Here is a 12,418-nt window from a genome sequence, read left to right as displayed (position 1 = left end):
GCGTCACGAAGCGATTCCAGTCTGCTACTCGATGTGAGCGCTGACAAGTGACAATTTTTCACGCGCGCGAATGAAGCTCAGGCCCACTGATTGCGGAGGCGCGCCGCAACATCGACGCGCGGCAGCTCCGCCCTGGCCGATTCGCGCACGACGGCGGCTGCCGCAGGCCATGTCACGGGCTCCAGCGACTTCATCACCGACGCCGTGAGAAACCGCGAGCGCGTGCCGTAGACGTGAGTGTCCCCGCTGCGCGATTGCTGCGTCACGTAATAGCGCAGCGGCGCGACCAGATCGAGCTCGTTCTTCGCGCGCGTCATCGCGACGTAGAGCAGCCGCCGCTCCTCCTCGATCAGCTCCGCCTTGCCCGTCGCGAACTCGTTCGGGAAGGTGCCGTCGGTGACGTGCAGCACGTGCACGTTGTCCCACTCCTGCCCTTTCGCCGAATGGATCGTCGAGAGGATGAGGTAGTCCTCGTCGAGCAGCGGCGTCCCGGCGAGATCGCCGCTGGCGCGCGGCGGATCGAGCGTGAGCTCGGAGAGGAACGCTTCGCGCGTGGCGAACTGCGTCGAGATCCGCTCGAGCTGCTCGAGATCCGCCGCTCGCGGCGTCGCGGCATCGTAAATGCGCAGGAGGTGCGGCTCGTACCACTGGCGCGCGAGCTGCACCTGCCCGGCCCAGGGCGCTTCGGGCGCCGCGAGCGCGACCAGCAGGTCCACGAGCGCGCGCCAGTCGTCGACGTCGTTGGTCTGCAGGCGATAGCGCGTGAGCGCGGCCCAGTCGAACGACGACGCCTCGAAGCTCTTCACGCACTTGTCGGCGCCGGCCGGCCCGACGCCGGGCAGCAATTGCAGCACGCGGAATGCGGCGATGCGGTTCATCGGGTTATCCGCCCAGCGCATCACCGCGAGCAGGTCTTTCACGTGCGCCGCTTCGAGGAACTTCAATCCGCCGTATTTCACGTAAGGGATGTTGCGCCTCACCAGCTCGAGCTCGAGCACGTCGCTGTGGTGCGAGCTCCTGAACAGCACCGCCTGTTTACGCAGGGCAACGCCCTGCTCGCGCGCCGCGAGCACGCGCTCGACCACGTAATCGGCCTGCGCCTGCTCGTCGAGGACGGTGACGTAGCGCGGCTTCACTCCCGCGCCGCGCGAAGACTGCAAGCGCTTTTGATACTGCCGCGACGCTTCGGCGATCAGCGCGTTGGCCGAATCGAGCACCGCCTGCGTCGAGCGATAGTTCTCGTCGAGCGTGACGATGCGCGCGGGCGGAGAGTAGCGCTCGGGAAACTCGAGGATGTTCTCGACCGTCGCGGCGCGGAACGAATAGATCGACTGCGCGTCGTCGCCGACCACGCACACCCCCGCGCCGTCGGGCTTGAGCGCGTGCAGGATCTCCGCCTGCAGCGTGTTGGTGTCCTGGTATTCGTCGACGAGCACGTGGTCGAAGAGCGCGCCCACGTCGGCCGCGAGCGCCGGGTCCTGCATGAGCGCGTGCCAGTAGAGCAGCAGATCGTCGAAGTCGAGCACGGCTATCGCGAGCTTCATTTCGACGTAGCGCCGGAAGAGCTGCTTCAGCTCGGCGTGCCACTGCGCGCACCACGGGTACACGTCCGCGAGCGTGCGCTCCAGCGCGCCGCGCGTGTTCACGCAGTGCGAGTAGATCGCGAGGCACGTGTCCTTGCGCGGGAAGCGCTTGTCCTTCGAGGAGAATCCGAGCTCCTGGCGCGCGAGGTCCATGAGGTCGGCCGAATCGCCGCGGTCGATCACGCTGAACGCGGGCTGCAGGCCGACGTTCGCCGCGTACTTGCGGAGCAGCCGGTTGGCGACCGAATGGAACGTGCCCGCCCACGTGAGACGCGCGAGGCCGGGCGCGAGCGCGTCGTCGTCCTCCGCGCGCGCGGTCGCCCGGGCGACGATGCGCCGCGCGCGGCGGATCATCTCGTGCGCGGCGCGCCGCGAGAACGTCAGCAGCAGCAGGCGTTCGGGCGCGACTCCGTTGAGGATCAGGTGCGCGACGCGGTGCGCGAGCGTGTTGGTCTTGCCGGTGCCCGCCCCCGCGATGACGAGGAGTGGACCCGCGGTCCAGGCGCCTTTGTCGGCGGGCGCGCCGTGAGTCGCGGCGGCGCGCTGCGCGGGGTTGAGGCTGTCGAGCCAGCTTTTCGCGGGAGGCGCTTCGAGGACGGTCGTCATGCGCGCATTATGGCGCAGGCCTGTATGCATATCCAGCCCGGGGCGGCGATGACAACCCGCCGCGCGGGTGTTTCAATAGCCGCACACTCGAACGGCTCAAAAGGAGGGGATATGAAGCTCGCTCTGTTCAACGATTTCCGGCTCGGCGTCATCAAAGGCGACGCGATCGTGGACGTGATGGACGCGGTGAAGGACATCCCGCGCCTTACGCCGCAGGACCTCATGCGAGGTTTGATCGAGCGCTTCGAGGAGTTCCGGCCCAAGCTCGAGAAAGCCGCCTCCGAAGGCAAAGGCGTGCCGCTCTCCGACGTGCGCATCCGCCCGCCGCTGCCCAAGCCGCACAACATCGACTGCATGGCGGTGAACTACATGGAGGACGGCACGCGCGAGGCGCCGGCGCCGATCAACGCCTTCCACAAGAGCCCGAGCAGCGTCATCGGCGACGGCGACACCATGGTGCTGCCCGACGTGCCGGCGACGATCTTCGAAGGCGAAGCCGAAGTCGCGCTGGTCATCGGCAAGCGCGCGACCAACGTCAAGGCGGCCGACGCGATGAGCTACATCTTCGGCTACATGAACTTCATCGACGGCTCGGCGCGCGGCCTGCCGCCGTCGGGCAACACCTTCTATCAGATGAAGTCGCGCGAGACCTTCTGCCCGATCGGACCGTGCATCGTCACCGCCGACGAGATTCCCGATCCGCACAAGCTCCAGGTCAAGCTGTGGGTGAACGGCGAGATCAAGCAGAACTTCAACACCGACGACATGGCGCACAAGATCCCGCGCTGCATCGAGTGGGTGAGCGCTATCCATACCATCGAGGCCGGCGACATCCTCGCGACCGGCACCAACCATCGCGGCCTGTCGGCTTTCCAGGACGGCGACACGGTCGAGATCGAGACCGAGAAGCTGGGACGCCTCAAGTTCAAGGTGAAGGACGACCTCAAGCGCACGTGGGGCCGCGAGACGCGGCTCGACCGGCAGAACAAGAAGCTCGATCCGCCGACGACGCCGCAGCTGACGGGTAAATACGCAAAGGCGTAGCCGTAGCGTATTTACCCGTCATCCCCGCGCAGGCGGGGATCCATTTTGACGTTGAGGACCGATTGAAAAATGGATTCCCGCCTTCGCGGGAATGACGCTTTCACGTCACCTGCGCGGTGATGACACCAGGTCTTCGGAGCACTTCATGTCCTATCACCTCACCTTGAGCCACGTCGGCGTCTACGTCACCGACATGCCGAAGATGGTCGACTTCTATTCGGGCTTCCTCGGCTTCGCGATCAGCGATCGCGGCGAGCTCTCGGGCGGCCGCGGCGAGATCGTGTTCATGACGCGCGACCCGCGCGAGCACCACCAGGTCGTGCTCGCGAGCGGGCGGCCCGCCGATCTCAACTACAACATCGTCAACCAGCTTTCGTTCCGCGTCGACAGCCTCGATACGCTGCGCGAGCTGCGGCGCGGCATCGAGCACGAGGACGCGACCGAGCTCGGACCGGTCCTCCACGGCAACACGTTGTCGGTGTACCTGCACGATCCGGAGAAGAATCGCGTCGAGCTCCTGATCGACACGCCGTGGTACGTGCCGCAGCCGTGCCGCCTGGAGATCGACCTCTCGCTGCCCGACGACGAGCTGTGGGCGACGATCGAGAAGACCGTCCGCACCATGCCCGGTTTCAAGACCGGCGCCGAGTGGCGCGCGGACATCCAGAAGCGCATCGCGGAAGCGACTGCCAAACGGCGGCGCGTCACGCCGGCGCTCGCGTAAGCGTGCGCCACGAGATCGCCACGGCGGCTTCGCCGCCTCGCGATGACCGTTGCGGGTCATTGCGAGGAACGCAGTGACGAAGCAATCGCGAGGCGCTCGCATTGCAGGGGGCGTGTTTTGCGGAGCGATACTGGGCTCCGGCCATGCAGTAGCTGCCGAATCGTATCCCGCGCCGCGTCCCATCCGCCTCGTGTCGCCGTTCGCCGCCGGCGGCAGCACCGATACCGTCGGCCGCCTCATCGCGCCGCGGCTCGCCGAGCGGCTCGGCCAGAACGTCATCGTCGAGAATCGGCCCGGCGCGGGCGGGCTGATCGGCACCTCGTTCGTCTCCAAGGCGACGCCCGACGGCCACACCCTGCTCTTCATCAGCGGCGCGTTCACCGCGCATTCGGCGGTGACGAAGAACCTCCCGTACGACCCGGTGCGCGACTTCGCGTGGATATCGCTCGTGCTGACGTACCCGTTCGTCGTCGTCGTGAAGCACGACTCGCCGATGCAGAACGTGAGCGACCTCATCGCGGCGGCGAAGAAGAACCCGCGCAAGCTCGTCTACGGCTCGGTCGGCACCGGCTCGGTGTTCCACCTCGCGGCCGAACTGTTCTGCGCGATGACCGGAACCGAGATGACGCACGTGCCGTTCAAAGGCGGCGCGGAGCCGAACAACGAGCTGATCGCCGGACGGCTCGACGTCATCTTCACCACGACGACGAGCGCGTATCCGCAGGTTGAAGCGAAGCGCATGCGCGCGCTCGCGGTCACGTCGCTCACGCCCGCGCCGCAGTTCCCCGGCGTGCCGACGCTCGCGCAGACGGTCCCGGGCTACGAAGTCACTTCGTTCAACGGCATCGGCGCGCCGCGGGCGACGCCGCGGGCGGTGGTGATGCGCCTGAACCGCGAGATCCATGCCGTCCTCGAGCAGCCGGACATCCGCAAGCGCGTCACCGACATGGGCAACAACGTCCAGCCGAGCACGCCCGAAGAGATGGCCCGCAAAGTCGACGGCGAGATCCGCAAGTGGCAGAAGATCGTCGCGGAGCGGCGGATCGACGTGCAGTGATGCCGTCGTTCCCGCGCCGGCGGGAATCCATGTTTCAAACCGTAAAGATCAAACCGGATTCCCGACAGCCCCGCTGGCCCGGTTCGGGAATGACGGGTGTTTTACAAACCTCTCCAGCACCGCCGGATTCGCGACGTTCTCGCGGATCACGGCGCCATGCTCGAGGTAATCGAGGATCTGGTTCACCGTCGAGAGGCCCATGCGCGTCATCGCTTCCTCGGTCATCGCCGAGACGTGAGGCGAGACGATCACGTTCGGCAGGTCGAGCAGCGGGTTGTCTTTCGGCGTCGGCTCCTGCGCGAAGACATCGAGCGCCGCGGCGGCGATCGTGCCGTCGGTGAGCGCCTGCGTCAGGGCCGCTTCGTCGACCACCGGACCGCGTGACGTGTTGACCAGTATCGCCGTCGGTTTCATGAGCCGGAGCTCGCGCTTCCCGATGAGATGCCGGGTCCCGTCGGTGAGAGGACAGTGCAGGCTCAGGATGTCGACGCTCGACAGCAGGCGATCGAGATCGGTCTCCCAGCGCACGCCGTCCACCGATCGCTTTTGGCTGCGCGAATACGCCACGACGTTCACGCCGAGCGCGCGCGCCGTCTCCGCCACGCGGCGGCCGATCGCGCCGTAACCGATCACGCCCAGCGTGCGGCCGCGGAACTCGTGGCCGGCATACGCGCCCTTCGCCCAGCCGCCGGCGCGAAGCTCGCGATCGAGGCGCGGAATGTCGCGCGCGAGGCTCATCATCGCCGCGATCGCCCACTCCGCGACCGGGGCGGCGTTCGCGTCGCCCGTGGTCGCCGCGATCACGCCGTGCTCGGTCGCCGCGTCGAGATCGACCGTGTCCACGCCCGCGCCGTGCTTGACGATGATCCTCATCGTCGGTGCGGCTGCGATGACCCGGCGGGTGAACGGCGGCGACATGCGCATGAGCACGCCCGCGATGCTGTCGCGGTCGATCGCGTCGATGAGCTTGTCTTCGGTGACCGGCGGCGTCATGTAGACCGCGCGGGCGCCGCGGTCGGCCATCAGTTGTTTTGCTGCGTCGGAGAGTTGGGTGTGGGTGACGAGGATTACGTGTTGCGACATCGATTCTTCAGACAGGGAAAACAAGAAGCTTGAACACGGAGGGCACGGAGGAGCACGGAGGACACGGAGGAAAACCAACGATGTCATTGCGAGGAGCAACGCGACGAAGCAATCCCGGAACGTCCGTAACGTGCGCACGAGATCGCCACGGCGTTCCTGCCGGAGACGCCTCGCGATGACGCATTTGTCGTTCCTCCGTGCCCTCCGTGCCTTCCTCCGTGCCCTCCGTGTTGATGCTTTTGCTGTTAACTCACGATGCCGATATTCCAGGGGACAAACTCGTGGTCTCCCAGCCCCAGGAGCTCGGACTTGGAAGGCTCGCCCGACGCGACCGCGAGCAGGTACTCGAAGATGATGCGGCCCATCTCCTGCACCGTCGACGTGCCGTCGAGGATGGTGCCGCAGTTCACGTCCATGTCCTCTTCCATGCGCAGGAACATCGGCGTGTTGGTCGCGAGCTTGATGGACGGCACGGGCTTCGCGCCGTAGCACGAGCCGCGGCCGGTGGTGAAAGCGACGAGATTCGCACCGCCGGCGATCTGGCCGGTGGCGGAGCACGGGTCGAAGCCGGGCGTGTCCATGAAGACGAAGCCTTTCTGCCGCACCGGCTCGGCGTACCGATACACCTCCATCAGCGGGCCGGTGCCGCCTTTCATCGACGAGCCCAGCGACTTCTCGAAGATGTTGGCGAGACCGCCGTGCTGGTTGCCGGGCGAGACGCGGCCGTTGATCTGAGCGTCGCGGCCGGGCGTGTATTCGTCCTTCCACCAGCGGATACGCTCGATCAGCTTCTCGCCGACTTCGCGCGAGCGCGCGCGGCGCGTGAGCGTGTGCTCGACGCCGTAGATCTCGGGGGTCTCGGAAAGGATGCCGGTGCCGCCGTGACGCACCAGCAGATCGACCGCGGCGCCGAGCGCCGGATTCGCGGTGATCGCCGAGAAACCGTCCGAGCCGCCGCACTGCAGGCCCACGGTGATGTGGCTCGCCGGCACGCGCGTGCGCGTGACGCGGTTCGCCGCCGGCAGCATCGCTTTCACCGCTTCGATGCCCGCTTCGATCGTCTTTCGCGTGCCGCCGACTTCCTGCATGACGAGGGTCTGCAGCCGATCGCTCACTTCGAGCTTCTGCTCCTGCATGAGACCCTTGATCTGGTTGCGCTCGCAGCCGAGGCCGACGATGAGCGCGCCGGCGATGTTCGCGTGCGTCGCGTAGCCGGCCATCGTGCGCCGGAGCAGGTCCATCGGCTCGCCGGTCATCTCCATGCCGCAGCCGGTGCCGTGCGCGAACGCGACCACACCGTCGATGTTCGGATACTCCGCGAGGCGCTCTTGGGTGAAGTATTCGGCGATCTTGTTCACCACCGTCGCCGAGCAGTTCACGCTGGAGAGCACGCCGATGTAGTTGCGCGTGCCGACCTGGCCGTTGTCGCGCACGATGCCCATGAAGCTCGCGCGCTCCGCTTCGGGAATCATGTCGACCGGCTTGTATTCGGACGCGTGGGCGTAGTCGCGATCGAACTCGCGGAACTCCATGTTGTGCGAGTGCACGAACGTCCCCGGCGCGATGTCCTGCGCGGCGAAGCCGATGGTCACGTTGTATTTGAGGATGGGCTCGCCCTTGCTGATCGGGCGTGCGGCGATCTTGTGACCGGCCTGCACCTGACTCTTCAGTGTCAGGCCTTCGCTCTCCAGCTTCGCGCCGATCGGCAGGTCGGTGCGCGCGATGACGACGTTGTCGTTGTCGTGAAGGCGGATGGCCGAGCCGGCGGCGGGTTTCTCGTGGATTTCGATCATTGCGAAGCTCCTGATTTCTTCGTTACGACCAGCGCGTCGAGCGCGAGCACACCGCGCTCCAGGGCGACCAGGGGGTTGACGTCGATTTCGGCGATTTCATCACGGTTTTCAAACGCGAGCCATGAAAGACGCACGATCGCGTCGCACAGCGCGTCCAGGTCGCGCGGCGGCTGCCCGCGCACGCCTTCGAGCAGCTTGTAGGCTCTCAGCTCCTTCAGCATGAGGCGCGCCTCGGCGTCGTCGACCGGCGCGATACGATAGGCGACGTCGCGCAGCACCTCGACGTGGATGCCGCCCAGCCCCACCGCGATCACCGGGCCGAAATGGGGATCGGTCGTCACGCCGACGATCATCTCCAGCCCGCGCGGCGCCATCTCCTGCACGAGCACGCCGTTGATCCTCGCATCCGCTGCGTACGCGCGGGCCGAGGCGACGATCTCGTCGTACGCGGTGCGCACCCGACCTGCGGTCGCGAGCCCCAGCCGGATGCCGCCCGCTTCGGTCTTGTGCGCGATGTCGGGCGATTCGATCTTGAGGGCGACCGGCATGCCGAGCTCGTTCGCGAGCGCCACCGCTTCGTCGGCGGTGCGCGCGAGGCGCTCGCGGGTGACGGGGATGCCGTAGGTTGCGAGCAGCTCTTTCGATTCGCGTTCGGTGAGGGACGTGGTTGAACCCCACCCCCACCCTGACCCTCCCCCTGAGGGCGAGGGAATGTTTTTCTCCTCCCCCCTCAGCGGGGAGGCCATGTCTTTCTCCTCCCCCCTCAGGGGGGAGGCCGGGAGGGGGGTGGGGTTCCTCTCTTTGAATCGATCGAGGAATTCCCGGTACCCCGCCGCCGCCCGCACCGCCGTCAGGCACGGCACGAGATCCCGATACGCCGGCACGCCCTGCTCGACGATCTTCTCGACCGTGAATTCGGGCTCGTCGAGGCACATGCCCGACACCAGCACGAACACCGGCTTGCCGCAGCTCGCCGCGAGCTCCATCGACTGCGCGAGCTCGGCGCGGCGCGGGAACGTGAACGCCGGCGCGAGGATGTCGATGTTCGCATCCGCCGCGATCGTCTCGAGCGCGCGCTTCACGATGTCGCGCTGTCCGCTCGCGAGCGACGTGAGATCGGTGGGGTTGGCGAGCGTGCCGTAGCCCGGCAGGAGCTTTTGCACTTCTGCCTGCGTCGCGTCGCTGAACGGGGCCCATTCGAGACCCAGCGCTTCGCCGACGTCGGCCATCTGCACCACGTTGCCGCCCGAGAGCGACATCGAAGCGATGCGGCGGCCTTTCGGCAGCCGCCTGCCGCGCAGCGCGATCGCGGTCTCGTAAAGGTCCTTGGAATCCTGCACGCGGATGAGGCCGTACTGCCTGCACACCGCGTCGAACACTTCGTCGGCGCCGGTCATCGCGCCGGTGTGCGACGCCGCGGCGCGGCTGCCGGTCGCGGTGCGGCCGAACTTGAGCACGACGATGGGCTTCTCGAGCGCCGCGGCGCGCTCGGCGAGCGCGATGAAGCGCGTGCCGTCCTTCACCGCTTCCAGCGCCATCAGCAGCACTTCGGTCGATTCGTGCTCGACCATCCAGTGCGCGAAGTCGGCCGCGTCGAGATCGGCTTCGTTGCCGGTGCTCGCCGAGAAATTGATCGAGAGGCCCGCCTGCATCGCGCGCCACATCACGTTCACGGTGCCGAAGCCGCCGCTCTGGCTGACCACGGCGATGTTGCCGCGCTTCGCCATCCCGGGCGACAGGCTCGCGCTCGCGGTGATCGCGAAGTGATCGTTGAAGTTGATGACGCCGTAGCAGTTCGGCCCCATCACGCGCATGCCGCTCTCGCGCGCGAAGGCGGAGATCTCGTCCTGCATCGCGCGGCCTTCGGCCGTGCCGGTCTCGGCGAAACCTGCGCTGAAGACGGTGGCGAACCGAATGCCGGTCGCGTGGCACTCGCGCAGCACCGGCAGTACCTGCTTGGTGGGAACGATGAGGCCGACGTGATCCGGCGCCTCGGGCAGCGCGGCGACCGATTTGAAGCACGGCAGGCTGAAGATCTCGTCGCGCTTCGGATTCACGGGCAGCATGCGGCCCGCGTAGCCGAACTTCAGCATCTGGCGCATCAGGCGGCCGCCGAAGCGCGTGGTGTCGTCGGTCGCGCCTACAATAGCGACCGCTCGCGGCGCCATGAGGCGCGTGAGGTCGGGAAATTCGCGGGAGCTCATGCGGTTGCCGCTGCGGATCTGCGGCGAAAGTCGAACGGGAGCCCGCATTCTAAAGACTTTTTAACCGCCAAGGACGCAAAGGACGCCAAGGTTTAGAACCATCGTCATTCCCGCGCAGGCGGGAATCGATCTGAAAGCTTCTTGAAATGGATTCCCGATCCTTTCCGCTGTCGCGGGTCGGGAATGACGTTTCTTTTTCCTTTGCGTCCTTTGCGTCCTTTGCGGTCAATGCTTTTGAAATCGATAGCAGTGATTGGAGCAGGACCCGCGGGATTGATGGCCGCGGAGGTCCTCGCAACCGCGGGCATCCAGGTCGACGTCTACGAGCGCATGCCTTCGGTCGGGCGCAAGCTCCTCATGGCCGGCAAGGGCGGGCTCAACCTCACGCACAGCGAGCCGCGCGCAGCCTTCCTGTCGCGCTACGGCGCGCGCCGCGCGGCGCTCGAGCCGCTGCTCGCCGGTTTCGGTGCGGAAGACCTCCGCGCATGGGTCCACGGCCTCGGCATCGAAACTTTCGTCGGCACTTCCGGCCGCGTCTTTCCGCACGAGATGAAAGCCGCGCCGCTCCTGCGCGCGTGGCTGCACCGCCTGCGCGAATCCGGCGTGCGCATCCACGTGCGCCATCGCTGGCTGGGCTGGAACGATGACGGCGAGCTCGCATTCGAGACGCCGCAAGGCGGGAAGCACGTGCGCGCCGGCGCGGTCGTGCTCGCGCTCGGCGGCGGAAGCTGGCCTCAGCTCGGCTCCGACGCGGATTGGGTGCGCATCCTCGGCGAGCGCGGCGTCGCGCTCGCACCGCTGAAACCCGCCAACTGCGGCTTCGACGTCGACTGGAGCGATCATTTCAAGGCGCGTCACGCCGGCGCGCCGGTGAAGGCCGTCGCGGCGTCGGCCGGCGACGCGTCGCGTCAGGGCGAATTCGTCGTCACCGCGAGCGGTGTCGAAGGCGGCCTCGTCTATGCGCTGTCGGACCGGCTGCGCGACGCGATCGAAGCGGACGGCCGTGCGACGCTGGCGCTGGACCTCGCCCCCGGCCGGACCGAAGCGCGCCTGGTCGATGCGCTATCGAAGCCTCGCGGCTCGCGCTCGCTGTCGAGCCACGTCCAGAGCCGCACGGGCATGAAAGGCGTGAAGATCGGTCTCTTGCGCGAGGTGTTGTCCGCCGAAGAGATCGCGCGTCCGGAGACGCTCGCCGCGGCGATCAAGCGCCTGCCGCTCACGCTCGCGCGGGCGCGACCGCTGGCGGAGGCGATCAGCACTGGCGGGGGTGTGCCGTTCGAAGCGCTCGACGAGCGCCTCATGCTGAAAGTGCTGCCGGGCGTTTTCTGCGCGGGAGAGATGCTCGACTGGGAGGCGCCGACCGGCGGCTATCTGCTGACGGCGTGCTTCGCGAGCGGCCGCGCGGCCGGGATCGGCGCGCGCGACCGGCTACTGGCGAACGGCGCGAGCGGATGAAGGCGAGCCGCCGTTGGGCCCGCCGGGCGGCTGAGTCCCGGGACGCGGGCGCAGCGGACCGAGCTTCAATCCCATCCGGCTCACCGCCACCACCGCCTGCGTGCGGTTCATGACGCCGAGCGCTTTCAGGATCGCCGCGACGTGGATCTTGACCGTGCCTTCGGCGAGGTTGAGCTCGCGGCAGATGAGCTTGTTGGGCTTGCCCTGGATCAGCAGCGACAGCACTTCGGCCTGTCTCGGCGTGAGCCCGAGCTCGGCGCCCTGCGTCTTCGGGTCGTACACGCCTTCGTCTTCCTGCGGCTGCGCCGCGGGCGCGGCTTCCGCCTGCGACATGACGTCCGCCGGCAGATAGACGCCGCCGGACAGCACCACCTTCAGCGCGCCGATCATCACGCCGCTCGGCTGGGTCTTCGGTATGAAGCCCATCGCGCCCAGATCGAGCGCGCGCATCACTTCACCGCGGTCTTCGGAAGCCGACAGCACGACGACGGGGACGTTCGGATAGCGCTCGCGCAGCACCTGCAGCCCGTCGAGGCCGCTCGTGCCGGGGAGACGCAGGTCGAGGAGTATGAGGGCGAGGTCGGGCTCGCGTGACGCGGCGGTCAGCGCCTCCTCGCACGTGCCGGCTTCGAGGACCTGTATGGCGTCGTCGAGCTGCTTCAACACCGAGCGCATCGCTTCGCGTATGAGCGGATGATCGTCAACGATCAGGATCTTCACGACTACCCCCCTTCGGAGCGCGCCAGGACGCTAACCGGACTAGTCTATTACAACCCCGGGACGGGGACAGTCCTTTGCTGCTTAGGCTCCGAGAAATAAGCCACGCCCGGGTCTGCTACCATCGACCGGAATCGCCGGATTGGGAAAAG

Annotated in this window: 9 protein-coding genes; 4 read left to right on the top strand and 5 right to left on the bottom strand. The window is 67.2% G+C overall.

Translation table 11 applies throughout. The features are described 5' to 3' along the window. Positions 1-77: 77 nt before the first annotated feature. Positions 78-2,189: an ATP-dependent helicase gene (locus VHP37_19030; GenBank protein HEX2828456.1), complete on the bottom strand. Its 2,112-nt coding sequence runs from the start codon at positions 2,187-2,189 to the stop codon at positions 78-80. Positions 2,190-2,300: 111 nt separating this feature from the next. Here VHP37_19030 and VHP37_19025 point away from each other — a divergent pair, with 111 nt between their 5' ends. The 3 genes from VHP37_19025 (at position 2,301) to VHP37_19015 (ending at position 5,014) form a co-directional block, all read left to right on the top strand. Beyond that, positions 2,301-3,233 (top strand): fumarylacetoacetate hydrolase family protein, encoded by a 933-nt coding sequence (locus VHP37_19025; protein HEX2828455.1) that lies wholly within the window; start codon positions 2,301-2,303, stop codon positions 3,231-3,233. Positions 3,234-3,378: 145 nt separating this feature from the next. Then, a complete protein-coding gene (locus VHP37_19020) occupies positions 3,379-3,957 on the top strand; it encodes a VOC family protein (protein ID HEX2828454.1) in 579 nt (192 codons plus the stop codon). Positions 3,958-4,069: 112 nt separating this feature from the next. Further along, complete coding sequence (locus VHP37_19015; GenBank protein ID HEX2828453.1) at positions 4,070-5,014, top strand: tripartite tricarboxylate transporter substrate binding protein; 945 nt, start codon at positions 4,070-4,072, stop codon at positions 5,012-5,014. Positions 5,015-5,062: 48 nt separating this feature from the next. Here the strand turns inward: VHP37_19015 and VHP37_19010 are convergent, their stop codons facing one another. From VHP37_19010 to VHP37_19000, 3 genes are all read right to left on the bottom strand, one after another. Continuing rightward, the gene (locus VHP37_19010) at positions 5,063-6,097 is read right to left on the bottom strand and encodes a hydroxyacid dehydrogenase (protein HEX2828452.1); all 1,035 of its coding nucleotides are present in this window, start codon (positions 6,095-6,097) and stop codon (positions 5,063-5,065) included. Positions 6,098-6,342: 245 nt separating this feature from the next. Next, positions 6,343-7,890 (bottom strand): altronate dehydratase family protein, encoded by a 1,548-nt coding sequence (locus VHP37_19005; protein HEX2828451.1) that lies wholly within the window; start codon positions 7,888-7,890, stop codon positions 6,343-6,345. Then, positions 7,887-10,094 (bottom strand): acetate--CoA ligase family protein, encoded by a 2,208-nt coding sequence (locus VHP37_19000; protein ID HEX2828450.1) that lies wholly within the window; start codon positions 10,092-10,094, stop codon positions 7,887-7,889. The genes VHP37_19005 and VHP37_19000 overlap by 4 nt, the downstream gene beginning before the upstream one ends. 228 nt (positions 10,095-10,322) lie before the next feature. Between VHP37_19000 and VHP37_18995 the strand changes: the two genes are divergently transcribed. After that, the gene (locus VHP37_18995) at positions 10,323-11,549 is read left to right on the top strand and encodes a TIGR03862 family flavoprotein (GenBank protein ID HEX2828449.1); all 1,227 of its coding nucleotides are present in this window, start codon (positions 10,323-10,325) and stop codon (positions 11,547-11,549) included. Here the strand turns inward: VHP37_18995 and VHP37_18990 are convergent. Beyond that, on the bottom strand, positions 11,523-12,269 hold the full coding sequence (locus VHP37_18990) for a response regulator transcription factor (protein ID HEX2828448.1): 747 nt from the start codon (positions 12,267-12,269) through the stop codon (positions 11,523-11,525). The genes VHP37_18995 and VHP37_18990 overlap by 27 nt on opposite strands. Between the last annotated feature and the right edge of the window lie 149 nt (positions 12,270-12,418).

The sequence above is a fragment of the Burkholderiales bacterium genome, from assembly GCA_036262035.1.
In the GTDB taxonomy this organism is placed as follows: Bacteria; Pseudomonadota; Gammaproteobacteria; order Burkholderiales; family SG8-41; genus JAQGMV01.
The sequence above is the reverse complement of the archived record's forward strand: the minus strand, read 5'-3'. Positions and strand labels throughout refer to the sequence as shown.

Coding starts and splice junctions, on each gene's coding strand:
- VHP37_19030 (HEX2828456.1), bottom strand. CDS start 2,189: ATGACGACCGTCCTCGAAGCGCCTCCCGCGAAAAGCTGGCTCGACAGC.
- VHP37_19025 (HEX2828455.1), top strand. CDS start 2,301: ATGAAGCTCGCTCTGTTCAACGATTTCCGGCTCGGCGTCATCAAAGGC.
- VHP37_19020 (HEX2828454.1), top strand. CDS start 3,379: ATGTCCTATCACCTCACCTTGAGCCACGTCGGCGTCTACGTCACCGAC.
- VHP37_19010 (HEX2828452.1), bottom strand. CDS start 6,097: ATGTCGCAACACGTAATCCTCGTCACCCACACCCAACTCTCCGACGCA.
- VHP37_19005 (HEX2828451.1), bottom strand. CDS start 7,890: ATGATCGAAATCCACGAGAAACCCGCCGCCGGCTCGGCCATCCGCCTT.
- VHP37_19000 (HEX2828450.1), bottom strand. CDS start 10,094: ATGAGCTCCCGCGAATTTCCCGACCTCACGCGCCTCATGGCGCCGCGA.
- VHP37_18995 (HEX2828449.1), top strand. CDS start 10,323: ATGCTTTTGAAATCGATAGCAGTGATTGGAGCAGGACCCGCGGGATTG.